The organism is Halomonas sp. IOP_14 (assembly GCF_021021315.1).
Classification (GTDB): Bacteria; Pseudomonadota; Gammaproteobacteria; order Pseudomonadales; family Halomonadaceae; genus Vreelandella; species Vreelandella titanicae.
Genome location: NZ_JAINWD010000007.1, coordinates 62,956 through 86,790, shown reverse-complemented (window position 1 = coordinate 86,790; position 23,835 = coordinate 62,956). Strand labels below are relative to the sequence as shown.

Annotated in this window: 22 protein-coding genes; 7 read left to right on the top strand and 15 right to left on the bottom strand. The window is 54.7% G+C overall.

Annotation, left to right across the window (positions count from 1 at the left end; genetic code table 11):
• Window position 1: 1 nt before the first annotated feature.
• The 4 genes from pstB to K7H09_RS07445 form a co-directional block, all read right to left on the bottom strand.
• Window positions 2–817: a phosphate ABC transporter ATP-binding protein PstB gene (gene pstB, locus K7H09_RS07460; RefSeq protein ID WP_009286293.1), complete on the bottom strand. Its 816-nt coding sequence runs from the start codon at window positions 815–817 to the stop codon at window positions 2–4.
• The gene (gene pstA, locus K7H09_RS07455; RefSeq protein WP_141440245.1) at window positions 811–2,235 is read right to left on the bottom strand and encodes a phosphate ABC transporter permease PstA; all 1,425 of its coding nucleotides are present in this window, start codon (window positions 2,233–2,235) and stop codon (window positions 811–813) included. The genes pstB and pstA overlap by 7 nt, the downstream gene beginning before the upstream one ends.
• A complete protein-coding gene (locus tag K7H09_RS07450) occupies window positions 2,232–3,347 on the bottom strand; it encodes an ABC transporter permease subunit (protein ID WP_009286291.1) in 1,116 nt (371 codons plus the stop codon). The genes pstA and K7H09_RS07450 overlap by 4 nt, the downstream gene beginning before the upstream one ends.
• A 134-nt stretch (window positions 3,348–3,481) precedes the next feature.
• The gene (locus K7H09_RS07445) at window positions 3,482–4,369 is read right to left on the bottom strand and encodes a PstS family phosphate ABC transporter substrate-binding protein (protein ID WP_230804270.1); all 888 of its coding nucleotides are present in this window, start codon (window positions 4,367–4,369) and stop codon (window positions 3,482–3,484) included.
• 208 nt (window positions 4,370–4,577) lie between these two features.
• Between K7H09_RS07445 and K7H09_RS07440 the strand changes: the two genes are divergently transcribed.
• Entirely contained in the window at window positions 4,578–4,994 is a 417-nt protein-coding gene (locus K7H09_RS07440; protein WP_022521117.1) for an acyl-CoA thioesterase, read from the top strand.
• 79 nt (window positions 4,995–5,073) lie between these two features.
• On the opposite strand, the gene K7H09_RS07435 is transcribed toward K7H09_RS07440, so the two are convergent.
• The 4 genes from K7H09_RS07435 to hexR all read right to left on the bottom strand — a co-directional run bounded on the left by K7H09_RS07435 (window position 5,074) and on the right by hexR (window position 10,019).
• Window positions 5,074–6,168 carry a TRAP transporter substrate-binding protein gene (locus K7H09_RS07435; protein WP_230804268.1) on the bottom strand — a complete coding sequence of 365 codons (1,095 nt, stop codon included), beginning with the start codon at window positions 6,166–6,168 and terminating at the stop codon, window positions 5,074–5,076.
• Window positions 6,169–6,272: 104 nt separating this feature from the next.
• The gene (locus K7H09_RS07430; protein WP_035582211.1) at window positions 6,273–6,752 is read right to left on the bottom strand and encodes a phosphate-starvation-inducible PsiE family protein; all 480 of its coding nucleotides are present in this window, start codon (window positions 6,750–6,752) and stop codon (window positions 6,273–6,275) included.
• A 32-nt stretch (window positions 6,753–6,784) separates the two neighbouring features.
• A complete protein-coding gene (gene uvrD, locus K7H09_RS07425) occupies window positions 6,785–8,983 on the bottom strand; it encodes a DNA helicase II (protein ID WP_230804267.1) in 2,199 nt (732 codons plus the stop codon).
• A 184-nt stretch (window positions 8,984–9,167) separates the two neighbouring features.
• The gene (gene hexR / locus K7H09_RS07420; protein WP_009286287.1) at window positions 9,168–10,019 is read right to left on the bottom strand and encodes a transcriptional regulator HexR; all 852 of its coding nucleotides are present in this window, start codon (window positions 10,017–10,019) and stop codon (window positions 9,168–9,170) included.
• Window positions 10,020–10,344: 325 nt separating this feature from the next.
• Between hexR and K7H09_RS07415 the strand changes: the two genes are divergently transcribed.
• The gene (locus tag K7H09_RS07415) at window positions 10,345–10,560 is read left to right on the top strand and encodes a PA3496 family putative envelope integrity protein (RefSeq protein WP_022521120.1); all 216 of its coding nucleotides are present in this window, start codon (window positions 10,345–10,347) and stop codon (window positions 10,558–10,560) included.
• A gap of 89 nt (window positions 10,561–10,649) precedes the next feature.
• Here the strand turns inward: K7H09_RS07415 and K7H09_RS07410 are convergent, their stop codons facing one another.
• The 7 genes from K7H09_RS07410 to K7H09_RS07380 form a co-directional block, all read right to left on the bottom strand.
• Window positions 10,650–11,993: a sodium-dependent transporter gene (locus K7H09_RS07410; protein ID WP_041157420.1), complete on the bottom strand. Its 1,344-nt coding sequence runs from the start codon at window positions 11,991–11,993 to the stop codon at window positions 10,650–10,652.
• Window positions 11,994–12,148: 155 nt separating this feature from the next.
• Window positions 12,149–13,003, bottom strand: coding sequence for a DUF72 domain-containing protein (locus tag K7H09_RS07405; protein WP_230804265.1), 855 nt, complete (start codon window positions 13,001–13,003; stop codon window positions 12,149–12,151).
• 143 nt (window positions 13,004–13,146) lie between these two features.
• Window positions 13,147–13,941 (bottom strand): IclR family transcriptional regulator domain-containing protein, encoded by a 795-nt coding sequence (locus K7H09_RS07400; RefSeq protein ID WP_022521123.1) that lies wholly within the window; start codon window positions 13,939–13,941, stop codon window positions 13,147–13,149.
• A 114-nt stretch (window positions 13,942–14,055) separates the two neighbouring features.
• On the bottom strand, window positions 14,056–14,718 hold the full coding sequence (locus K7H09_RS07395; protein WP_022521124.1) for an HAD family hydrolase: 663 nt from the start codon (window positions 14,716–14,718) through the stop codon (window positions 14,056–14,058).
• A 74-nt stretch (window positions 14,719–14,792) separates the two neighbouring features.
• Window positions 14,793–16,295, bottom strand: a complete 1,503-nt coding sequence (locus K7H09_RS07390; protein ID WP_022521125.1) for a tripartite tricarboxylate transporter permease — start codon at window positions 16,293–16,295, stop codon at window positions 14,793–14,795.
• 21 nt (window positions 16,296–16,316) lie between these two features.
• Window positions 16,317–16,793, bottom strand: coding sequence for a tripartite tricarboxylate transporter TctB family protein (locus K7H09_RS07385; protein WP_230804263.1), 477 nt, complete (start codon window positions 16,791–16,793; stop codon window positions 16,317–16,319).
• Between the two features lie 58 nt (window positions 16,794–16,851).
• Entirely contained in the window at window positions 16,852–17,853 is a 1,002-nt protein-coding gene (locus tag K7H09_RS07380) for a tripartite tricarboxylate transporter substrate binding protein (protein WP_022521127.1), read from the bottom strand.
• Window positions 17,854–18,298: 445 nt separating this feature from the next.
• Here K7H09_RS07380 and K7H09_RS07375 point away from each other — a divergent pair, with 445 nt between their 5' ends.
• From K7H09_RS07375 to K7H09_RS07355, 5 genes are all read left to right on the top strand, one after another.
• Complete coding sequence (locus tag K7H09_RS07375) at window positions 18,299–20,143, top strand: bifunctional sugar phosphate isomerase/epimerase/4-hydroxyphenylpyruvate dioxygenase family protein (protein ID WP_230804261.1); 1,845 nt, start codon at window positions 18,299–18,301, stop codon at window positions 20,141–20,143.
• 57 nt (window positions 20,144–20,200) lie between these two features.
• The gene (locus K7H09_RS07370; protein ID WP_230804259.1) at window positions 20,201–21,067 is read left to right on the top strand and encodes a shikimate dehydrogenase family protein; all 867 of its coding nucleotides are present in this window, start codon (window positions 20,201–20,203) and stop codon (window positions 21,065–21,067) included.
• The gene (aroQ, locus tag K7H09_RS07365) at window positions 21,064–21,513 is read left to right on the top strand and encodes a type II 3-dehydroquinate dehydratase (RefSeq protein ID WP_027958712.1); all 450 of its coding nucleotides are present in this window, start codon (window positions 21,064–21,066) and stop codon (window positions 21,511–21,513) included. The genes K7H09_RS07370 and aroQ overlap by 4 nt, the downstream gene beginning before the upstream one ends.
• Window positions 21,514–21,543: 30 nt before the next feature.
• On the top strand, window positions 21,544–22,587 hold the full coding sequence (locus tag K7H09_RS07360) for a Gfo/Idh/MocA family protein (RefSeq protein WP_230804257.1): 1,044 nt from the start codon (window positions 21,544–21,546) through the stop codon (window positions 22,585–22,587).
• Window positions 22,588–22,812: 225 nt separating this feature from the next.
• A complete protein-coding gene (locus K7H09_RS07355; RefSeq protein WP_022521133.1) occupies window positions 22,813–23,799 on the top strand; it encodes a Bug family tripartite tricarboxylate transporter substrate binding protein in 987 nt (328 codons plus the stop codon).
• Window positions 23,800–23,835: the final 36 nt, after the last annotated feature.

Here is a 23,835-nt window from a genome sequence, read left to right as displayed (position 1 = left end):
CCTAGGTGATACGGCCGGTGATGTAGTTTTCAGTGCGTTGCAAACGGGGGTTGGTGAAGACCTGATCGGTAGGGCCGTATTCAACCAGCTCCCCTTGATGCAAAAAGGCGGTGTAATCCGATACGCGCGCCGCTTGTTGCATATTGTGGGTGACCAGGATCAGCGTCAGCTCCGACTTGAGGTTACGGATCAACTCCTCAATTTTGAGGGTTGAAATTGGGTCTAGAGCTGATGCTGGCTCATCAAGCAGCAGCACGTCGGGCTGTACTGCTAAGGTACGGGCGATCACCAGACGCTGCTGCTGGCCACCGGAAAGCTGCCAAGCGGAACGGTGTAGGCGGTCTTTCACTTCATCCCACAGAGCGGCGGAAGTTAGCGCCCACTCAATAATGTCGTCCCTTTTGCGCTTGGGCATGCGCTGTTGCAGTCGTAGCCCAAAGGCCACGTTTTCATAGATCGACATGGGGAAGGGATTGGGCGTTTGAAACACCATCCCGACACGCCGCCGCAGCTCAGTCACATTCATTTGCGGGTCATGAATATCCTGCCCTTCCAGCGTGATTTGGCCGCTGTGGGTGACTGACTCATTAAGATCGTGCAAACGGTTAATTGCCCGTAACAACGTCGACTTACCGCAACCTGACGGGCCGATAAAGGCCGTTACACGATGCCGGGGAACGCTGAGGGTTAACTCGCGCAACGCCTCTTTCCCCGCGTAGGCGAGGCTAAAGTGATCGATACTCAGGCAGCTGTGCTCGGACGAAAAGTGCGCCACTGGTGCCTGAGAGGTATTGGCTGAATGTAATGACGCTAGCATTCGTTTCCCCGTTGACGCCTAAGATAATGACGCAGAAATATGGCAGTTAGGTTAAGCACCAGCACAATTAACACTAAAAGTAGCGCCGTGGCGTAAACCAGCGGTATGGCTGCCTGCACATCTTCGCCGTGAAAGGCGGTATCAAATAAATGATAGCCAAGGTGCATGAACTTGCGCTCTAAATGTAGGTAAGGAAACTCACCATCGATGGGCATTTGAGGCGCCAGCTTAGCGACGCCAACCAGCATTAGCGGCGCCACTTCGCCGGCCGCGCGAGCTACTGCTAGAATGATACCTGTCAGCATGGCAGGGGCTGCCATGGGCAGCACAATGCGGGTGAGCATCTCTAAGCGCGTAGCGCCGAGCGCCACGGCGCCTTCCCGCTGCGCCTCGGGAATCCGCGCTAACCCCTCTTCTGTTGCCACAATCACCACTGGTAGGGTCAGCAGTGCCAGGGTGAGCGACGCCCATAACAGGCCGCCGGTGCCAAAGGTGGGCGAAGGTAGGGTATCGCTGAAAAACCACTCATCCAGCGAGCCGCCGATGCCGTAAACAAACACCCCCAAGCCAAATACGCCATACACAATCGACGGAACGCCCGCTAGGTTGCGCACACCAATACGTACCAGCCGGGTCAGCCGCCCCTGGTGAGCGATTTCATTGAGATAAATAGCGGCCAGCACCCCAAACGGGGTCACCATCACCGACATTAAAATCACCATCAGCACCGTGCCAAATATCGCGGGCCAGACGCCACCGTCGGTATTGGCGGCCCGTGGGCCCTCACTCAGAAACCGCCAAACCGCATCCCCCCAGGCGAGCGTTTTCTGCCACACGCTCATGGCATTGGGAGCCTGAGCGTTCGCCACGCTGGCCAGCGGTTGGCGCAGGGTTTGGCCGTCCACGGTGGTAAGCAGCAGTTGGCTATCCTGGCGTTGGCTGGCGGGAAGTGCCAATAAAGCGTTTAATCGCTGCCAGGCAGCGTCTCCCTCCCAGCGTTGATCATGCTGCTCAATGGCCACCAAGCGGCCAATAAAGTCACCCCAGGGGCTGCGATCAAGACGAATCAAATCGTCTGGCTGGGCGCGCTCGGCAATTTCATCAATCGCCACCCAGCGCCAGCGAACGCCCTCTATATCCTGGTTGCCGGTAAAGTAGAGGCGTTCATCCCCAGCTCGCTGGGGTAGCGCGACTTCGCGCACAGCTTGACCAGCAAAGGTTTCACCCGAGTCAAGGGTGACCTCTTCCAGCGTAGCGGGCCAAAAGTGCCCTAGCCCGCGTACCAGCAGTAGCGCGAGTAAGGCGCCCAGCATCAGCAGGGAGAGCGCTACGCTGGCTGCGCAAAGCCAGGGCCATACATCATTTACCCGGCTAAAGCGCCGGCGGCGAGAGGCGGTGTGGGTCGCAGAGTTCATCATGTGCCCCCCATCTGGCGGAAGCGGCGGCGTAAACGCTGGCGGACGACCTCGGCAAGGGTGTTGACCAGAAACGTGAAGATAAACAGCACCAGTGCAGCCAAGATCAGCAGATGGTAGGTTTGGCCACCGGGTGACGCTTCAGGTAGCTCAATGGCGATAGCCGCGGCCATGGAGCGCATGCCTTCAAAGGGGCTGGCGCTAAACAGAGCCGTATTACCGCTGGCCATAAGCACTATCATGGTTTCGCCAACCGCCCGGCCCGCACCGATCATTATCGCCGAGAAGATACCTGGGCCCGCTGCCACCAGCGCCACTTTCCATAGCGCCTGCCAGCGGCTGGCCCCCATCGCCTGGGCGCCCTCGATTAAGCTAGCGGGCACATCGGCGAGCGCGTCTTCTGCCAGTGAATATATGCTGGGAATAACGGCAAAGCCCATGGCAATGCCGACAATCAGTGCGTTACGGGTGGCGTAATCCATGCCATAGCGCTGGTCGAGTAGCTGGCGTAAATCACCGCCTAACCACTGCTGCTCCATCCAGGGCGCGAGCCATAGTGCTATCGCCACCATTACAGCGAGCCAGGGAACGAGCCAGAGGCCCGCCCAGGAGAGCGGTAAGCGGCGGCGTAGGCGTGTTTTGGCCCACTGCCAGAGTAAGCCGGCAAGCGCTGCGCTAAGCGGCAGCCAAATGATCAGCACCAAAGCGCTGGCGAGATGGCGTTCTACCCAAGGTGCCAAAATAAGGCCGGCAATAAAGCCCACCACCACACCGGGGATCGCCTCCATCATTTCGAGCGCGGGCTTGATCCGCGAGCGCAGGCGCGCTGACATAAACAGCGCGGAGTAGATGGCGGCCCCCAAGGCCACGGGAATGGCGAACAGCAGTGCGGCTAGGGCGGCTTTGAGCGTGCCCCACGCCAGGGGAGAAAGCTTAGCCAGCGCTAAGGTATCGCCAATCGCCAGCAGCGGCAGAGTTTCCCACACCAAAAAGACACCGATAGCCAGAATTGCCAGCAGCACGCCTATGCCGCCAGCGGTGATTAAACCGGTGGCCATGCGGTCTTGCAGTAGCCTAAGTGGCTGTCGAGAAGAGGTTAACCGAGGTAGGGTCATGTGGATATCATGGCAAAACCGAGGTGATCATAGCGCTGACCAATAGGTAGTGAAAAACCAGAATGTGGTGAAAAACAGTGCATAGACAGGATCCCTACCCTAAGACAATTATGTGTCAGTTAGATGACAGTGATTTACCACCTCTGTTGTGCACTAAGGACACTGGAGGTTAATGGTACAAAGCCGGATGCGCGCGCAATCTGCTGGCCCTCATCGGACATAATCAACTTGAGCAGTGCCTGCTCGGCGGGGGGTAAGTTCTCCCCCGGCGGTAGGTTCACATAGAGGTAAAGATAGCGCGACAGCGGGTAGTCACCGCTCTGTATCGCCGCTTCATCGGGCGGTATCGCAATGCCATCATCGTTATACAGGCTCAATGCATGCACGGCTGGGGTGAGGTGGTTAAATCCCGCATAGCCCATCGCATTGGCAGATTCGCCAACGGCCGCGACCACCGCCGATGAGCCGGGGTGCTCACTAATGTCGTTACGAAAAAGACCGCCACATAACGCACGCTGTTGAAATAGCCCATGGGTACCCGAGGCAAGGTTACGCCCATGCAGCGCAATGCTACCAAACGACCAGTCACGGGTTGCCGATAGCTGCTCCCAGCGCCTGATCGGTGTTTCGCCACCGCAGGCCAGCGAGGTTGAGAAGATCGCATCAACCTGCTGGCGGGTCAGAGCGCGCAAGGGGTTATGGCGGTGTACGACTACAATCAGTGCGTCACGGGCGACTTTTAATTCCAGCGGTGGATAGCCATAGCGCTCAATAAAGTTATCACGCTCTTCGCTGGTCATCGGACGAGACATCGGGCCAAGCCGGGTGGTGCCAGCCATCAGCGCCGTGGGCGCACTGGCTGAACCACTTGCTTGAAACTGCAGCTTTACGTCAGGATAGCGGGTGGTGAGGGTTTCACCCCAGCGCAGCATTAGCCCCGCCATAGTGTCGGAGCCCACCGCGCCCAAGGTGCCGCTAATAACTGTTGGCTGCTGCCCCCAGGTCAGGGGCGTTATCAGCATCAGTATAAACGCCACTCCGCTCAATACGGTGCGACGGACGGCGGAAGTTAACCTCCGATTAATGCAAAGAGTCGTCAAACGAGTATTCAAACGAGCGTCCTCTTATGGTTAACTAAATTCATTCCTTTGTGTTGCGATGCAGCAACACGCATAAACAACGTGCCACTCTGCAACGTTTACAACAATAAACTGACTAAGCGACTAACTCATGACTCTTCTGGAAACCGATTTGGATGACGTACCGGCCCCTCAAGGGCAGCTTACTTTAAAACTACTGGCTTCCCGCCAAGATACCAATTTTTATGGTGATATACCCGGTGGATGGCTGGTCAATCAAATGGACCAGGCGGCTGAGCTGGCGGCCGGTCGTGAAGCGGGTGGTCGCACGGCGACCGTGGCGATTGAAGCCATGGACTTTTTAAGCCCGGTGCGCGTTGGCTCAATGGTCAGCGTTTACACCCAGGTGCAAGAAATTGGTCATAGCTCGATCAAGATTGATGTGGAGGTCTGGGTGCGTCCTCCCCATGGGCAACGCATAGAGGAGCGCCAAAAAGTTACCGAGGCGCGCTTTGTGATGGTTGCGCTGGACGATAATGGGCGCATCCGAGCAGTACATAGCGACTAGCTCACTTCAACTTGAAATAGCAAAAGGGCGCTTAGGGCGCCCTTTTGTCGTGCTTATCGTTTATTTGTCTAGCGGCTCATTAACCGTCGACGTTATCGCGGTTCTTGAGGTAGGCGTATTCACCCACATCGCTGAACGGGCGCAGCAGCTTCTGGAAAGCTGAATAAGACTCGTAAACACGGCGAGACTCTTCGTCGCTGTCGACCTGGCGCTGGATGGCTTCCAGTGAAGAGGTGTGAAGCGCTGCCATTACGTCGTCAGGGAAAGTACGTAGCTGAACGCCATGTTCATCGACCAGTGTTTCCAGTGCTTGCGCGTTGCGGAAGGCAAATTCGCTGATCATGGCCAGGTTAGACGCCCGCGCCGCTTCGCGGATCACGTCCTGCAGGTCTTCCGGCAGCGAGTTCCAGGCATCCAGGTTGATCGTCCCTTCCAGTACCGCAGAGGGCTCGTTCCACGCCGAGGTGTAGTAGTAGTCAGCCACCTGATGCAGGCCGAATGCCATATCGTTATACGGCCCCACCCAGTCAGCGGCATCCAGTGCGCCGGTTTGCAGCGAGGTGAAAATTTCCGAGCCCGGCATATTCACGGTGCTGACGCCAATGCCGTTCATCGCCTCGCCGGCTAGGCCTGGCAGGCGAAGTTTTAGCCCCTGCATATCGTCTAGCGAGTTGATCTCTTTCTTGAACCAGCCTGCCATCTGGGTGCCGGTGTTGCCGACGGCAAACGGTTTCAGGTTGTGATTGGCGTAGATCTCATCCCACAGCTCCTGGCCACCGCCATGGTACAACCAGGCGTTCATTTCGGTGGTGGTCATGCCGAACGGCACGGCGGTAAAGAACTGCGAGGCAGCCACTTTGCCGCGCCAGTAGTAAGAGGCAGAGTGGCCCATTTCAGCGGTGCCAGCAGCCACGGCGTCGAACACTTCCAGGGCGGGAACCAATTCACCCGCACCGTGGACGCGAATCTGCATGCGGCCATTGGAGAGCTGCTCTACCCGGCGGGCGAAATCATTCGCACCGGTGCCCAGGGCGGGAAAGTTTTTTGGCCACGAGGTGACCATGTCCCAGGTATAGGTCTCTTGAGCGCGCGCGCTAGAGGTGGTGACAAAAGGGGCAGCAGCGACACCGGCGGCACCCAGGCCGACGGATTTGAGAAAGTTACGGCGTTGCATAGTGAGCGAAACTCCAGAGTTAAACGTACTGTTGTTATAAGGCGCTGAGTGCGCGGTATTCGCTAGTTAGTATGCTGTATAGCGAATTTAGCCCGCAAGCTTGATTAATCATCTGCTGCGTCTTTCATGCTGTTGCCATGGCGTACCAGCCAATAGCAGCCGCCTAACGCTAAGACCGCCATCGAAAGCGCGCCAATTTGCCAGGGGTCGATGACTTCCATATCCAACACCATAAACTTACGCACCAGCGCCATAATGGCAATGAGTACGACGATCTCAACGTGAATGAAACCTTTACCACTGGTCATCGTGCGGATGATGGAGTTGTTGAACTCCATGGCAATCAAGACGGTAAGAATCATGTCGAATAATGCTTGAAACACCCGGTAGTCAAACGGGTCGCGGCTTTGAATAAACAGCAGTTGCACCACATGAATGACCAGATAATACATGGCGACGAGCACAGCGCCGCCAATGGCGAGCGTCAGAACCATCGATACCAAGCGTTCAAAACGCTGGTAACCGCTGAGTGTCTGCCAGCCGTTACTAACTTCGGGGAATAGGCGTTTTAAGCGTTGTTTCATGATCGTCTACCTGTTGAGTGACAGCGTTGGGCTTAAAGCGGCGTCAACTTGGCAAAGCCGAGGACTAACCATTTGACGCCTTCGCCTTCAAAGCTGACCTGAACCCGGGCACGCGCGCCTTCGCCTTCCGCGTTAAGGATAATCCCTTCGCCGAATACCGGGTGCTCAACCCCCTGGCCGACGTGCAGGCTGGGTATGTCGCCGTCGCTTTCGACGCTTTGCTGAGCAAAGGAAGTGCGCGATGCCGTCACCGGGCGGGAAATATGCCCGCGCAGGCGAACTTCTTCGAGTAGGTGTGGCGGTAGCTCGCGCAAAAAGCGTGATGGACGTGGAAACACTTCTTTGCCGTGCAGGCGGCGGGTTTCGGCGTGTGTGAGGTAGAGCTTCTGCATAGCGCGTGTGACGCCGACGTAACAGAGCCGGCGCTCCTCTTCGAGCCTACCCGGCTCTTCCAGGGACATCTTGTGTGGAAACAGCCCCTCCTCGACACCGGCAATAAATACTACGGGGAACTCCAGGCCTTTGGCGGAGTGCAGCGTCATCAGCTGTACGCTGTCCTCAAACTCTTCGGCTTCGTGGTCGCCTGCGTTAAGAGCGGCCTCTGAGAGAAATGCTTCCAGTGCCGCCATGCCTTCGCCCGCTTCAGGCGCTTCAAAGACATCGCCTTGGGTAAAGGCACGGGCAGCGGTAACCAACTCTTCCAGGTTCTCGACCCGCGCTTGGCCTTTCTCGCCGCGCTCACTTTTGTGATGCTCTATCAGGCCCGTGTGTATCGTGACGTGATCGATAATTTCATGCAGCGCCATGCCAGAGGCATCGTTATCGAGCTGCTCGATCAGGTTGGCGAAGGTTTGCACGGCATTGGCCGCGCGGCCTTTCAAGGTGCCGTCGTTAATCGCATCGTGGAGCGCTTGCCAGAGAGGGATACTTTGTTCCCGAGCGCGCAGGCGGACAATCTCGACCGTGCGCGTGCCGATGCCGCGGGTGGGTACGTTAATCACCCGCTCCAGCGAGGCATCGTCGTCGCGGTTGAGCATCAGGCGAAGGTAGGCCAGGGCATTCTTGATTTCCAGGCGCTCGTAGAAGCGGTGGCCGCCGTAAATACGGTAGGGCATGCCTTGGCGAATCAGCGTCTCTTCCAGCAGCCGCGACTGGGCGTTTGAGCGGTAAAGAATCGCGATATCCCAACGGTTAAAGCCTTCGTCAACCTTCTCCTTAATGGTATCGACGATATAGCGGGCTTCTTCCAGGTCGTTAAACCCGGCGTAAATTGAGATCGGCTCGCCTTCGATGCCGTCAGTCCACAGGTTTTTACCCATTCGCTCGCTGTTGTGGCTGATCAGCGTATTAGCGGCTTCCAGGATGGCGCTGGTGGAGCGATAGTTCTGTTCAAGCCGCACGGTGTGGGTTTGCGGAAACTCTTGCTCAAAGCGACTGATATTCTCCACCTTGGCACCGCGCCAGCCGTAGATCGACTGGTCGTCATCACCGACGGCGGTCATCGGCGTTTTCATACCGGTGAGCAGTTTTAGCCAGGCGTATTGCAGGGTATTGGTATCTTGAAACTCATCCACCAGGACGTGACCAAAGCGCTCCTGGTAGTGGTTTAACAGCGCCGGGTTGTCGCGTAGTAGCTCCAGGCTTCGCAGCAGCAGCTCGCCGAAATCGACCAGGCCGCCGCGCTCGCAGGTGAGCTGGTAGCGCTCGTAGAGCTCAACCATCTGGCCCATGTAGGCATCGCCATCCACATTGACCTGGTGCGGGCGCAGCCCCTCCTCTTTGCAGCCGGAGATAAAGTGCTGCACTTGGCGGGGTGGGAAGCGTTCATCGTCGATGGAGTAATCTTTCAGCAACCGTTTGACCAGGCGTAGCTGATCGTCAGAATCGATAATCTGGAAGTGTTGTGGCAGCTTGGCGTCCTGCCAATGGGTGCGCAGCAGGCGGTGGGCGATGGAGTGAAAGGTGCCTACCCACACATGGCGCATCGAGATGCTCAGCAGTGCCTCAAGGCGGGTGCGCATCTCTTTGGCGGCTTTATTGGTAAAGGTCACTGCCAGCAGGGCATAAGGGGACAGCCCTTCGGCCTGCATCAGCCAGGCGATGCGATGCACCAGCACGCGGGTTTTACCGGAGCCTGCGCCTGCGAGCACCAACAGATTACCTTGAGGGGCGCTCACTGCTTCGCGCTGGGCGGAGTTGAGCTGATCGAGAATCGCCGTGACGTCGTCCATAGTAGCCGCTGCCGGATCAAAAAATAGGCGGCTAGTCTAGCACAGCCAGCGAACTGGCTGTGTATACAGGTGTAGTGATTGCAGTTATTCGCAACTGCTACCTTTAAAAACTTTCTAACAGCGCCCTCGCGTAAGCCTGTCCTCGGCACCGAGGCTTATAGTTATGGCAGCGCTAAGAAGCTAATTATTCTTCTGGGAAACGCAGCGTATTCAGGCTCTTTTTAACTGCTTTGAGCTGTTCGGCGAGTTTCGGCCCGCGGGTTTTGGCCACTCCCACGGCGAGTACGTCAATCAGCACCAGATGGGCAATGCGCGAGCTAAGCGGGGTGTAGATTTCGGTGTCTTCATGGACATCGATATACAGCGGCAGGCTGACCTCTTCGGCGAGTGGCGAGCCGCTGGGGCACAGGCCAATGACTGTTGCACCCGCCTCGCGAGCCAGGCGTACGCTGGCGACTAGCGCTTTGGTACGGCCGGTTTGTGAAATTGCCACCACCACATCGCCATCGTTCAAGGTCACTGCCGACATATTCTGCATATGCGGGTCGGCGTAGGCAGAAGTGGAGATCTGCAGGCGAAAAAACTTGTGCTGGGCATCAAAGGCCACTGCGCCGGAAGCCCCAAAGCCATAGAACTCGACCCGGTTGGCCATCGCCAGGGCGTTTACCGCACGGCCCAGGGCATCGTTATCCAGCCGGTCACGAACCGAGAGCAGTGTACCTACGGTCGAGTCGAAGATGCTGTGGGAAAATTCAGCGACCGAGTCGCTGTCGTTCATGGAGAATTGCGCGAACTGACTGCCGCTGGCCAGCATTTGCGCCAGCTGTAGCTTGAAATCCTGAAAGCCATTGCACCCCAGCGCACGACAAAAGCGCACCACGGTAGGTTCGCTAACGGTGGCTTCGGTGGCCAGATCCACAATGCGCATGTGGATGACCTCTTCGGGGTTGCGCAGTACAAACCGCGCCACTTTTTGCTCGGAGCGTCGAAAGTGCTCCATGCGGCGTCTCATTTCATCGAACAGGGCGCGACTCACGTTCAGCTCCTTGGGTGCTCAACCAACAGGTAGTTAACAGTACGCCAATATACAGTCGTTTTAAACGACCGTTTCTGCCTATCTGCTCACTGTGATGCTTCGTATTGCTTCAATGCGATAAGGACAGTATGCCTCAATGAGCCCATAGGGCCACAAACTATTAGGCAGCGATCCAACAGCGTTTAAGGTCGTTAGTCAGTTTTTTTAAGATTGGTCATCATTTTGTCAAGTAGGTTATAGTAATAATTGAAGTGCCGCACTGCATCATCACAGTCGTCACGGATGCAGGTGGACGAAGGCATATTCATCTGGAGGAACGTCGATTATGAGAAACGTCGAACGAATCACCTCGGTTAAAAGCGAATTGCTCGACATCTTTATGAGTATGGAAGTCGATGAGCATGCCCAGCGCCAGCGCAGCGCTGCCCAACGCAGCTTAAGAGCGCGGCGGGGTATTGAGCTTCATCGTGAGTTTCAAAAGTTATCGCGGGATATCGCCCCCTTGCCTGATGAAGATCGGCAAGAGAGCGAATTGCACTAAGTTTTAGGGTGCCAAGAGGTTAGGGGCGCAACTATTATCTGCGCAGAACCACGCTGCCCTGCCGGTTAGCAGGGCCTTGGCGGCTCAGCTTAGATTAGCCCTGTTACGAACACGGCAATAACGCCAGCGGGCGCTACATAGCGCGCGATGATGTTCCATACGCTCTTGCCGGTCGCTGAAAGACCCAGTTCGTCTTCCACACTGCTGCGCTCCAGGCACCAAGCGGTGAATAGGATCGCACCCAGCCCCGTCAGCGGCAGCATTATTTTGCTGGTCAGCGTATCCAGCAGGTCAAACACGCCCAGTCCAAACAGCAGCGGTTCGCTCCACACGTTAAATGACAGCAGCGCTGCAATACCCAGTAACCAAGCACCCACACCGGCCACAACGGTAGCCATGACGCGGCCTAGCGGCGTGCGCTCTTCAATGAATTCCACCACGGGCTCAAGCAGTGAAATGGCCGATGTTAATGCCGCAAACGTCAGCAGCAGAAAGAACATCAAACCTAAAAGTAAACCACCATCAATATTGCCAAAGGCCAGTGGTAGGGTGACGAAAATCAGCCCTGGGCCCGAAGCGACATCCAGATTATTAGCAAACACGATCGGGAATATAGCTAAACCCGCGCCTAAAGCGATGACGGTATCCATGATGATGACCGTGCGGGCGGTTTGCAGCAGATCGATCTCTTTGTCCAAATAAGAGCCGTAAGCCATCATGATGCCCATACCCAGTGAGAGGGTGAAGAAGGCGTGGCCCAAGGCGGCTAGCACGGTTTCTGCTGTGAGCTTGCTCCAGTCCGGGTTGAACATATACGTCAACGCCTCGCCAAAGTGGCCGGTTGTCATGCCATAACCGATCAGCACGACCAGCAGTAGTGCGAGGACTGGCATCAGAATGCGTACAGCGCCTTCAAGGCCTTTGGTAACGCCGCGGGCGACAATCCCAATGACCAGCAGCATAAACACGGAGTGGCCCAGCAGCAGCAACCCAGGGTTACTCAACATGCCATTAAATAGCGCGCCAATGCCATCGGCATCTTGACCGCTAAAAGCACCGCTCACCGAGTTGACGGTGTAGTAGAGCGACCAGCCGCCAATCACGCTGTAAAACGATAAAATCAAGAAGGCCCCGACAATGCCGCTAATGCCCACGATGGCCCAGGCTTTGGGCTTTTTCGCCGTGCGCGCCAGTTCTGACATGGTGCTGGCGGGGTTCTTCTGGCCGCGCCGTCCCAATAGCCACTCAGAGACAAGAATGGGCAAGCCGATCAGCGCGATACAGAGCAAATACACAAATACGAAAGCAGCGCCGCCGCTTTCACCCACCATATACGGAAATTTCCAGATATTCCCTAGACCCACCGCCGAACCAGCGGCGGCCAGCACAAAGGTCATTCGCGATGACCACTGCGCATGCGCAAGCTTCGCCATACATCACCCATTAAGTCGATTGTTGTGTAAATCACTGCGTGTTGAACACGCTAGTTTTCGGAAAATTGCGCCATTGCCTGCGTACTTTTCCGAAAGTAAGCGCAATTTATCTGATCGACCGCAAGCATGCCAGTTAGCTGGCCTAAAAAGGTGGGTTAAAACAGTTGGCTTTGCTTTTCACCCGCAAAGGGGCCAAGAGCGGGTAATGGCGTCACTTCTCCTAGTGCGTTATAGAGTAAGCGGGCCATGTGGGGAGACTCGCGGTTATCCGCAGTATGCACAAATAAGAAAGGGGTTTTCCCCTGACTTATCCACAGCTTTAGGCGGGTTTTCCAGGCGGTGAAGTAGTCGTTATTAATTGTTTTGTCAATATGGCCAATAAAGCGAATGACAGGAAAATTTGCCGTGGAAAGCACGTGTAGCGGGAGTTTCGGCTTTTCTTGCTGGGCGTGGGCCAAGCCCAAATGGTCATTTGCCGGGGTTGAGAAGAGCGGGCGCACGTCGAGCATCACGCGGTTGGCCGAATAAGTTATCAACAGGCGGTTAAGGGCAATTTCGGCGGCCCCTTTGTGGAAAAACTCAGGATGGCGAACCTCGACCGCGCAAGGCAAATGGGTAGGCCAAGCGGCAAGTAGCGCTTCAAGCTGGGGAAGCTCTTGGGGGCCGAAATCTCGTGGTAGTTGCACCATGGTTGGGCCAAGGCGGTCGTGCAGAGGTTCTAGCGCCGCTAAAAATGCCCAGGCCTCCTCTAACCGCGTTAGCCGTTGATCGTGGGTTACGCTGGCAGGTAATTTAAAACAAAAGCGAAAGTGGGATGGTGCCTGGCGCGCCCAGGCAGCAATGGTGTCCGGTTTTGGGGTACCGCTATAAAAGGTAGTGTTGCCCTCAACGCTGGAAAACACCGCCGCGTAATCGCTTAGCAACTCAGTTTTGGCGTGGCGTGGATAAAGGTTGCCCAGCCAGTCTTGATTGGCCCACATAGGCAAGCCTAGATAAAGAGGAAGCGTCATGGGTGCCAGCCTACATCGACAAGATCAAGCGCTAATGTAACAGGTTAAGAGCCTTGCCCGTTAAGCGTGAATGGCGGCTCTAAAACGTCTATAGATGCGGCGCCAGTATGCCGTGGGTGAGCAGAGGCTGGCGCACTGGCGGGTTAGCAGCTAATGGTGGTGCGGATAAGACGCGCTTTTGATTGCAGCAGCGGCAAGTACTCTTTGAGCAGGGTGTCTAAATCGATACGTGCCGCATTGGTACTAATATTGATAGCCCCTAACAGTTTGCCATTCGCATCAAACGCCGGTACCGCCAGCGAGCGTAAGCCTGAATCCAGCTCTTGATCGGCAATGGCGTAGCCTTGCTGGCGGGCCTTGTGAATACACTTTTTTAGTTCGCTTTTAGAGGTAAAGGTTTTATCCGTATGGCGCTGTAGGGTTATTCGCTCTAAGTAGGCATCCAACTCAGCCTCTGACAGCTGGGCTAGCAGAACGCGCCCCATTGAGGTGTATGCGGCCGGTAAACGGGTTCCTATGGACAGAGTAATGGCCATCAAGCGGTGACGCGCCGCTGAGCGCGCAACATAAATGACATCGTCGCCATCAAGTACACCCAATGAGGATGACTCACCGCATTCGTTGGTGATCTCTTCCAAATACTGCTGAATAGCGCTGCGATAATTATTGGCGGACAAAAACGAGTAACCCAGTTGCAGTACTCGCGGCGCTAGCTCAAAGTAGCGCTGCTGTTTGCGCACATAGCCGAGTGCATGCAGGGTGAGCAGAAAGCGTCGGGCCTTGGCCCGGTTCATGCCTGTGCGTGCGGCCACTTCGCTAAGCGTCATCCTTGGGTGGCCCTCATCAAATGCTAAAATCACTTCCAGGCCACTCGCCAGCGCTGTCACGAAGTCGCGGTCATCGGGGGTTAACATTTCATCCTGAAGCTGCTCTTCCATTGGTGTCCACTCATCGGAATAGGCGTAAATTTTAAAGATCAATATAGCATATTGTTCGAATGGCGAACATGTATGCGCGACTTTGGTTGGCGAATATATTCGCCGTGTACGGCGCTATAAACGGTTGAGCGCTTGAACCAATGTGCGTAGATCTTTAATCGTGATGACATCGGCTGGGAAAGGAGATTGAGCGGGATTCGCTGTAACACCGACAAAAAGCGTTCCGTTTGAGCGTGCGGCGCGATAGTCATTATACGAATCGCCAATCATAACGGTGGCTTTCACTGCTAGTTGGTGTCGGGTGAGTAAGTTGCGTAAGCCCGTGGCTTTGTCCGGGGGCGCTCCCACCACCTCTTTAAAGTAAGGCGCCAACTGGCGCTGCTCCACAATGGCCTTGAGTTCCTGTTCGGGGGTGGCAGAGAGCAAATATAGCCACTGGTGGTGGTGCCAATCGCTTAAAAATTCTAGCGCTCCGGGAATGGGCGGTGCGGTCAGTAAGTGCTCTTCGACACTGGCTTTAAATTGCTCACAAAGCGCCTGAATACGTGCGTCACTGGCTCGCTTGCCCAGGATGTGTTCTTCAATATGGCGAAACTTGACCTCTCTAGGCTGACCACCGCGTCTGCTAAGGTAGGCCACGATGGCGCGGTACTGAGCTTCCGGCGCTTGACAGTATACGTCAGCAAACGCCTGGCGTTTTAGGGTTGCTGAATCGAGAACAACGCCATCGAAGTCAAACACCAATGCATAAGAAGGAATCGTATCGTCATCACTCACGGAACTACTCCGCTGGCTAGGTTCCAGGCAAAAAACGGCACTATACCTAGGCGACAAGTGCCGTTACACGAACATTAGCTACGTTTGAAGCGTGAATATAACCAACTTTTTAGGGGAGTATTGCCTAGTAAAACCAGCACAATCACTGAGGTAAGCACTAATGAAAGTGGGTTGATTACCAGCGCGAGTAGGAAATCCGTACTGCTGTCACCGACCGATGACATAGCCTGTCGGTAAGATTCATCCAGCAGCGGGCCAAGAATGACACCGAGAATAATCGGGCCCATCTGAAAGCCAAACATCTTCAGCCAGTAGCCCAATATGCCAAAGCCTAGCATCCAATAAACTTCTGTCATGCTGCTGTTAAGCGAGTAGGTACCTACCACACACAGCACCAATATCAGCGGGATCATAATGGCTTTAGGCACTTCAACAATTTTTGAAAAAAGCTTAATACCGGTGAGTCCAAAGATGAGCAGGAATATATTGGCCAATGCTAAATTGCCGACCGTAAACCAAAAGATATAGGGTGTTTCGATCATCAGCATTGGGCCTGGATTCAGGCCATGAATGACTAGTGCACCGATAATAACGGCGGTGACTGCGTCACCCGGCATGCCGAGGGTAAGCATAGGTACGTAAGCGCCACCCACTGCTGCGTTATTGGCGGTTTCAGGTGCCACAAGCCCTTCATACGCGCCTTCACCAAAAGGCACTTCAGGGTTTTTAACGGTGCGCTTGGCGTGATCATAAGCAAACAGTGATGCAATATCTCCACCAGTACCGGGGAGAGCGCCAACCACGACGCCGATAATAGACGTGCGTAAAGAAAGCGGTAAAAACTTGAGCACCATATTAAGAGGCGGAACGATCTTATCGACGTTCTGTTTAACGGGCACTTTGGCCATATTATGTAGCTGGTAAAACGCTTCCGCGACACCAAACAGGCCAATCATGACCACCACGTAATGAATCCCGCCCAGCAGTTCCATACTGCCCATGGTTAGGCGTGGCTGGGCGGTTACCATGTCCATGCCGACCAACCCAATGGTGGCCCCCAGGGCGACAGAGAAAATACCGCGTGCAAGCGATTTACCCGATAGCGAGCTGACCAATAGCAAACCCATGACGGCGATTAAAAAGTAGTCGCGGGGGGCAAATTTAAGAGCAAGATCGGCAAGGTGCGGGGCCGTGGCAGCGAGTACGGCCACACCAATCAAGCCACCGATGACCGACATCACGGTGCTCAGACCGATCGCTTTGCCCGCTTCACCTTTCTGGGCTAACGGGTAACCGTCGAAAGCAGTTGTGACCGCTGATGGAGCACCAGGAATATTAAGCAGAATGGCCGTGCGCGAACCGCCGTAAACGCCGCCGACATAAATACCCACCATCAGCGCTAGCGCGTTATTAATGTCCCAGGAAAACGTAAATGAAATCAGAATAGAGACGGCCATTGTAACCGAGAGGCCGGGAATGGCACCGATGTAAATACCGGCGATAACGCCAAGGGCAGTTAAGCCCAATAGACCTGGATCAAGCCAAGCCATGAGCAGATAGGAGAAGGTATCACTCATTGGATGCCTCGGGGTTCATAATCAAGGAAGATAGACACGAAACACTATCGTGAAAAGTACATAAATTACCGCAATGGCAAGTGAAGCAATCACTAAAGAACTAATGATTTTTCCTTGCCGATAATAAATGAACATAGCGGCTAAAAAGATAAAGGTGCTTACATAGAAGCTTGTCCATACGATAGCTACTAAATAGAGCATCGATACTATCGAGAACACCACAATATGAGTTTTAAAATGCTCATGTAAAAACACTTTAAACTCTTGGCCTGCACTACGGATTTGTGGGTCTCGCTGCTTGCGCCGATGGCTGAAAAGAATCGCTATTGAGGAGGCAAGCATTATCAAGGCGAGCCCGACAGGAAATGAGCCAGCGGAATTCAGCTGCACTCCATTATCGATACGATAAGCCTCGTAGAGAACACCGACACTAAAGAGCAGAAGCAGCCAGTCAAATACCTTTTCACCCGCTTGAACGCGCTCATTTATTTTAGTCATACAGAGACTCCAAGGGGACAGGTGGTAGTCCTGTCCCCTAAGTCATAGGAAGATAGCGTTAGGGGCGTGGAATGCCTAACTCTTCAGGGGATTTTTCGACCGCATCCGCTTCGAACATTGACCACGCTGTGACGGACTGCCAGTTATCCAAGTATTGCTGCGCTTCTTCGCCGTTGAGGTTGAGCGATTCGCCACCAAAATTGGCCAAGAACTCTTGGAAACCATCGCTAGCAACGGCTTGCTCGTAAGCATCTTCCAGAGTGGCTTTTACGTCATCGGGTGTATCTTCACGCACAAAGACGCCCCAGAACGGGCCCCAAGGCAAGAAGGAATCAAGCTCTGGGATAGCATCGGTGATCGGCGGAACATCCGGTAGGTCTTCCAGCTCTTCGCTACCCAGCACGGCAAGGCCCTTCAGGCGGCCTGCGCGGATCTGTTCGGCCACAGCGGAAAGGCTTAGCGGCATAAAGTCGATATGTTCACCCAGCAGTGCCGTAACACCAGGTCCATCCCCACCGAAGGTCACTGTGCGAACATTAAGATCGTCAACAGAGTTGATCATTGCGTGAATCGTGCTGGGCAAGCCACCGGCACCGGTTCCGCCCATTTTGAGCTCGTCTGGGTTCTCGTGGGCGTACTCAAGCAGCTCCGCGAAAGTATCGAATGGGCTATTAGGATGGGTGGCAATGACCACCCGGCCTTGGCCGATAATATTGATAGGGTACATATCATCGTAGGTGAAATCGGCTAAGCCCATCAGCGGGTATAGCTGGGGGTTCTCCGCACCAAAAAGGAGGTTATAGCCGTCAGGACGCTGGCGCATAACATGGTTCATGCCAATAACGCCGGTACCGCCAGGGCGGTTGGTTAGAACAATAGTGGTATCCAGAACCTCTTCAACATGGGGCGTCAGGCTGCGTACGACGTTGTCGGTGGCGCCCCCGGCTCCCCACTGGATGGTGCCTTGAATGTTACGGTCAGGATAATCGGCGAGGGCGCCCCCCGCGACTGCCAAAGAGCCGATAGCGATAGCCAACTGGGTGAAAAGTGGCTTAGTCATAATGCTTATCCTCCAACGAGTTATTATATTAGTTCGCCTTACGAACTTAAGTGCTTAAGGCGAACACTAGTGATCGCTATGGCGGCTGTCAATCAACAAACCTTCGTATAAGACCAAGGTTTAATATTGCGTGATGGCCGTTACAAGGCAGTACTAAACATGCTGTTTTAGCAGGTGTTAATAGAACTTTGGGCTTATTAGCCATTGTTTCTGATAACAATAAACCTCTATTACCTCTATATAGTAACGGTTTTTGATAGGTGTCGTGTTAGTCGTATAGGGAACAGGTTGCCACACCCCCTATCCTATCGTGCATAATGCGAACTAAAGAGCGCTATGCGAACAATGGTCACCTATACTGAAAGCCATTAGCTCAGCCATAGCGACACATAATAGTCGTGGTGCTAGAGCTCATTCGCTTGAAAGCACTACCTGGGAGGATGCTATGCGCGCAATTGCCACTGTTTGTTTAAGCGGAGACCTGCGAACTAAGCTGGAAGCCATTGCCCGTGCCGGTTTTGATGGCGTAGAAATATTTGAAAACGACCTGCTCTCTTTTGATGGCTCGCCGCAGGAAGTGCGTGCGCTGTGTGAGCGCCTGGGTCTGAAGATCGTTGCCTTTCAACCGTTTCGCGATTTTGAGGCGATGCCGGAGCCGCAGCGCAGCCGCAATCTAAAGCGTGCAGAGCGTAAGTTCGAACTGATGGAGCAGTTAGGTACTGATTTTCTGCTGGTGTGTAGCAATGTATCTCCTCAGGCCATGGATGATATGGATCGCGTAGTGGCCGATTTGCGCGAGCTTGCCGAGCTGGCAGCGAAGCGGAATATTCGGGTGGGGTTTGAAGCGTTGGCCTGGGGGAGGCATATTTCTGACTACCGCGATACGTGGGAAGCCGTGCGGCGCGTCGATCACCCTAATTTGGGCATTGTGCTCGACAGCTTTCACATTCTATCGCGTGGTCACGATCTCTCTGCCATCGGCAAAATCCCTAAACAAAAGATCTTCTTCGTCCAGGTGGCAGATGCGCCGCTGCTGGATATGGATGTACTGCAGTGGAGCCGTCACTTCCGCTGCTTTCCCGGCCAAGGTCGCCTACCGCTGAAAGCCTTCATGGCCGAACTCGCCAAAACCGGTTACGACGGCCCGCTGTCGCTGGAAATTTTTAGCGACGCCTTTCGCGCCGCACCAACCGAAATCACTGCCCTGGATGGTCTTCGTTCGCTCATTCTGCTCGAAAACCTTATCGAGGAGGGCCCCTGGGCAAGCCCTATTCCCCCGGCGCCCAACTACAACGGCATTCATTTTATAGAGTTTACCCTCGACGAAGAGAGCGCCGCGCCGCTCGGCGAATTTATCGATGCACTGGGCTTTCGTCATGTAGGCCGCCATCGTTCCAAAAATGTCGAGCTCTGGAAGCAGGGTGAGATTCATCTGGTGCTCAATTTTGAAACGGACAGCTTTGCCCATACTTTCCGGCTGCTTCACGGCACCTCAGTGTGTGCGGTGGGTTTCCGTGTTGATGATGTTGAACGCGGGCTTGCCCGTGCAAAAGCATTTAAAGCACAGACATTCCGTGGCCAGGTGGGCGAAGGCGAGATGGAAATCTCAGCGCTGCGGGGTATAGAAGGCAGCCTTGTTTACCTGGTGGATGATCAAGCGGCTGAGGACTTGCAGTGGCGAACCGATTTTGAACTGTTTGACCAAGAGAGCCGCAATGAGGCCGGTCTCACCCGGGTAGATCACCTCTCTTACGTACTGCCCGCTACGCAGCTACTCAGTTGGCAGCTCTTTCACCGCACCGTATTTGGATTTAACGCGGCCGCAGAGAACGAGATCATCGACCCAAGGGGCATGATGATCAGCCAAGCGGTGATTAGCCCAGAGCAGAGTATTCGCATCCCGTTGACGGTTTCACAGGCCCAGGATACCCAGCCAGGGCGTTTTCTGAGCGAGTTTCGCGGTGGCGTGCAGCAGATCGCCTTTGAAAGCCACGATATCTTCGCCACGGTTGATGAGCTACAAGCGCGCGGCTTGCCGCTGCTGAAAATTCCGCAGAATTACTACGACGATCTTGAAGCACGCTACGGGCTGGAAGAGGAGCTGTTAGAGGCAATGCGTAAGCGCAATATTCTGTTTGATCGCAACGACGAAGGCGACTTTCTCCACGCCTATACCGAAACGTTCTCGGGCCGATTCTTCTTCGAAATCGTTGAGCGGCGTGGAGCCTACCAGCAGTTTGGTGCTGCCAACGCGGGCATTCGCCTGGCCGCTCAGGCCGCCCAGCGCTAATTAGACAAAACGAAAACAATGCGGCGGTGCAAAGCGGCACTGCTCGGGAGGATAGCAATGAAACTTGGCCTAATCGGTAAAGCGATTATGAACTCCAGTTCACCGGACTTGCATGTTCGGCTGGGGCAGCTCACTGGCATACTTACTACTTACGACCTGTTTGATGCCAACGAGCAACCGATTAAGTCACTGGCAAAACAGGTAGATAAAGTCATCGCCGCAGGCTATCGCGGAGTTAATGTGACATTTCCCTGGAAAGAGACCGCCGTTGGGCTGGCCTCCCGTCTATCCACGGGCGCAAAAATGGTCGGCGCTGCCAATACATTGGTGTTTGAAAACGGCGAAATCATCGCGGAGAACACAGACTTTACCGGCTTTATGAGTGGCTTTCGTGCCACCTTAGGTGAGCGCAAACCGGGCCGCGTACTGTTGATGGGCACCGGCGGCGTCGGCAAAGCCGTTGCTTTTGGCCTGGGGCAACTGGGTGCAAGCGAGGTAATCCTGATGGATCTGGATGACGCCAAGTCGCGCCAGCTGGCCAAGGAGCTACAGCAACACGGTTTCACTGCATCGACCATTACCGCCGCGCAGCTGGCTGATACCGTGCCCCACTGCGATGGGCTAGTAAACTGTACACCGATTGGGCACGAAAAAAGCCCCGGCTGCCCGCTGCCTGCAGAGCTGGTGCAGGCGCACCACTGGATTTTTGATGCGGTGTACGTGCCCGCCGTCACTGAATTTATTTCCGCGGCAAAGCAAGCGGGCGCTGCGGTGGTTAGCGGGGTTAGCCTGTTTGTGTATCAGGGCGTCGACGCCTTTAAGCTGTTCTGTGAAGATGAAGCTAAACGCGAGGCGGCTGACCAGCAGTCAACCACGCTATTTGCCCACTACCGTCGCGAACTACTCAAGGAAACTGACGAATGAGCCAAGGTAAAGTATTAGTGCTGCACGGACCTAATTTGAATCTGCTCGGTACCCGCCAGCCGGAAATTTATGGCTATGAGACCCTTGAAGACGTCAATAACGCGCTACGTGAAAAAGCCGTCATGGCTGACTGGGAGCTTAACTGCCTGCAGAGCAACCACGAAGGCGCGCTGATTGATGCTATTCATGCGGCACGGCTTGATGGTACCCAGGCAATTATTATCAATCCCGCTGCCTATACCCACACGTCAGTAGCGATTCTGGATGCGCTTAACGCCTTTGAGGGTAAGGTCATCGAAGTGCATATCTCTAATGTACACAAGCGCGAAAGCTTCCGTCACCACTCCTATGTATCGCTGCGTGCCGATGGCGTCATTGCCGGGCTGGGCACACAGGGTTATCAGGCCGCGCTGGATGCGATCATGAAAGCGGCGAGCATCTCCTAGGGTGATCCATTAATAGTTGAGAAGGTTGTCATGACCAGACTTCGACTAGCCTTGGTGGGGGCGGGTGTTATCGGTCGTCGCCATATCGGCTTGATCCAGGAGAGTGCCCAGGTAGCGCTAACCGCCATTGTTGGCCCAGGGGCTGCAACGCAAACCCTTGCCAATACGTTGGCCGTTGAGCACCACCAGGATCTACCCACGCTTTTTGCCCGGCAAACAGTAGACGGGGTGATTTTGGCAACCCCCAACGCGCTACATGTGGAACAAGCCCTGCTGTGCATAGAAGCAGGTGTGCCTGCGCTAATTGAAAAGCCCGTGGCGCATAGCGTGGCGGAAGGCGAGCGGCTGTTGAACGCGGCAAGCACTTCCTCAGTCCCTCTTTTAGTCGGTCATCACCGGGCCCATAGCCCCATTTTAGCCAAAGCGCGTGCCATCATTGCCGAAGGGGTGATTGGGCAGCCGGTCGCTATTCAGGGAAGCGCGCTTTTTTATAAGCCGGATAGCTATTTTGACGAGGCTGCATGGCGCAGGGAGCCGGGAGGTGGGCCTGTGTTGATCAACCTAATCCATGAGATTGGTAATCTGCGCTCACTGTTGGGCGATATCACCCATGTGCAGGCGATGACCTCCCAGGCCACGCGCCAGTTCACCGTGGAAGATACCGCGGCCATTAACTTTCGGTTTGCTAACGGCGCGCTGGGCACATTTTTACTGAGCGATACGGCGGCCACGCCGCGTAGCTGGGAGCAGTCTAGCGGTGAGGATCCTGTCTACGCGCATTACCCCGATGAGGAGTGTTATCTGGTGGCCGGTACTCAGGGGTCATTGTCGGTACCGACGCTGCGCATCAAACGCTACTGTGAGGAGCAAGTTGCTTCATGGTGGGAACCGTTTGATGAGCTGACACTCGATGTTCGCCGCGATGACCCTTTGGATTGCCAACTCGCTCATTTTGTCGCCGTTATCCGCGGCGAAGCAACGCCCTTGGTCAGCGTGCACGATGGTTTGCAAAACCTAAGAGTCGTTGAGGCGATTTACGATGCGGCTGCCACAGGCCGGTGTATAGCACTCTAGGCGAGTTATCAAAATAAGTTGTCGTTCCACAACAAGAGTTAACATTTCTGATAGTTAGAATACTGTCTATTGATAAACCTATTAAGTTAAATATGCTTTAGTTTTAGATGTTTATACTAAAGTCGTGTTTTTTATGACTAAAGTAAAAGAGTAATCTCGCTGTATGTAGCGCGAATAGATGTACGAAATGCGAACATAAAAACAAAGCAATAATAGGAAGTTAAAATGAAAAAAATCTTTGCCGCAACCTGTCTCGCCGTTTGCAGCAGCGCCTTGGCTCTCGGTCTCACTGTTTCCTCCGCTAGCGCCAATGAGTGGCCGACTAGCGATATTCGCCTGGTCGTTCCTTATGCGCCGGGTGGCACTACCGACGTCTTGTCCCGTCGTGTTGCTGATCTCCTTCAGCAAGAACTCGATGCCAATGTCATTGTAGAAAATCGCCCGGGCGCGGGCTCCACTGTAGGCACTGGCAGGCTGGCCCGCGGTGGCCGTGATGCTGACCACACCATCCTGATGGCATCCCCAGGGCACACGATTGGTGCCGCGATTTACCCAGACCTGGCCTATGACCCCGTTGAAGATTTTGTCTTTCTACAAAATATGATCGATATCCCCAATGTCATGGTGGTGCCCGCAGACAGCCCCTATGAGAATGTTATTGAGTTTATCGAAGCTGCGAAAGAAGACAACATGACCTTCAGCCACAGCGGCGTAGGTAGCTCCATTCATATGTCGGGTGAGTTATTCAAAACGCTGACCGAAACGAATATGACGGCAGTGCCTTTTGCGGGTAGCGGCGCGGCGCTTCCTGCGTTGCTGAGCGGCGATGTGGATGTTTCGTTTGAGAACATGCCAGCGGTGCTCTCGCACATACGTTCAGGTGATCTACGTGCGCTGGCGGTTACTTCTGCCGAGCGTTCCGAGTACCTTCCCGATGTCCCGACGTTGTCAGAAATCGGTGAATATAACCTCGACCAGTTTATCACGACTGCCTGGTTCGGCCTGATTGCGCACAGCTCCTTCCCTGAAGAGGCCCAGAGCACAATGCGAGAAGCGCTAGCCAATGTCATGGAGCGCGAAGAGTTTCTGGATTTCGCCGAACAGCTGGGTGCTGAGCCGGGCCAAGTGGCCGGTGATGAGTTCAAACAGTTTATCGCCGATGACCTGCAGCGCTGGGAAGAGGTTGCCGAGCAGGCTGGTATCAGTCAATAAGTTCAGTAACCCCCAATAAGCTAAGGCGAGGGCTAT

Coding starts and splice junctions, on each gene's coding strand:
- K7H09_RS07360 (WP_230804257.1), top strand. CDS start 21,544: ATGACCAGACTTCGACTAGCCTTGGTGGGGGCGGGTGTTATCGGTCGT.
- K7H09_RS07440 (WP_022521117.1), top strand. CDS start 4,578: ATGACTCTTCTGGAAACCGATTTGGATGACGTACCGGCCCCTCAAGGG.
- K7H09_RS07450 (WP_009286291.1), bottom strand. CDS start 3,347: ATGACCCTACCTCGGTTAACCTCTTCTCGACAGCCACTTAGGCTACTG.
- K7H09_RS07380 (WP_022521127.1), bottom strand. CDS start 17,853: ATGACTAAGCCACTTTTCACCCAGTTGGCTATCGCTATCGGCTCTTTG.
- K7H09_RS07355 (WP_022521133.1), top strand. CDS start 22,813: ATGAAAAAAATCTTTGCCGCAACCTGTCTCGCCGTTTGCAGCAGCGCC.
- K7H09_RS07435 (WP_230804268.1), bottom strand. CDS start 6,168: ATGCAACGCCGTAACTTTCTCAAATCCGTCGGCCTGGGTGCCGCCGGT.
- K7H09_RS07405 (WP_230804265.1), bottom strand. CDS start 13,003: ATGACGCTTCCTCTTTATCTAGGCTTGCCTATGTGGGCCAATCAAGAC.
- pstB (WP_009286293.1), bottom strand. CDS start 817: ATGCTAGCGTCATTACATTCAGCCAATACCTCTCAGGCACCAGTGGCG.
- aroQ (WP_027958712.1), top strand. CDS start 21,064: ATGAGCCAAGGTAAAGTATTAGTGCTGCACGGACCTAATTTGAATCTG.
- K7H09_RS07445 (WP_230804270.1), bottom strand. CDS start 4,369: ATGCTGATAACGCCCCTGACCTGGGGGCAGCAGCCAACAGTTATTAGC.
- K7H09_RS07400 (WP_022521123.1), bottom strand. CDS start 13,941: ATGGAAGAGCAGCTTCAGGATGAAATGTTAACCCCCGATGACCGCGAC.
- K7H09_RS07410 (WP_041157420.1), bottom strand. CDS start 11,993: ATGGCGAAGCTTGCGCATGCGCAGTGGTCATCGCGAATGACCTTTGTG.
- uvrD (WP_230804267.1), bottom strand. CDS start 8,983: ATGGACGACGTCACGGCGATTCTCGATCAGCTCAACTCCGCCCAGCGC.
- K7H09_RS07385 (WP_230804263.1), bottom strand. CDS start 16,793: ATGACTAAAATAAATGAGCGCGTTCAAGCGGGTGAAAAGGTATTTGAC.
- K7H09_RS07415 (WP_022521120.1), top strand. CDS start 10,345: ATGAGAAACGTCGAACGAATCACCTCGGTTAAAAGCGAATTGCTCGAC.
- K7H09_RS07430 (WP_035582211.1), bottom strand. CDS start 6,752: ATGAAACAACGCTTAAAACGCCTATTCCCCGAAGTTAGTAACGGCTGG.
- pstA (WP_141440245.1), bottom strand. CDS start 2,235: ATGATGAACTCTGCGACCCACACCGCCTCTCGCCGCCGGCGCTTTAGC.
- K7H09_RS07375 (WP_230804261.1), top strand. CDS start 18,299: ATGCGCGCAATTGCCACTGTTTGTTTAAGCGGAGACCTGCGAACTAAG.
- K7H09_RS07370 (WP_230804259.1), top strand. CDS start 20,201: ATGAAACTTGGCCTAATCGGTAAAGCGATTATGAACTCCAGTTCACCG.
- K7H09_RS07390 (WP_022521125.1), bottom strand. CDS start 16,295: ATGAGTGATACCTTCTCCTATCTGCTCATGGCTTGGCTTGATCCAGGT.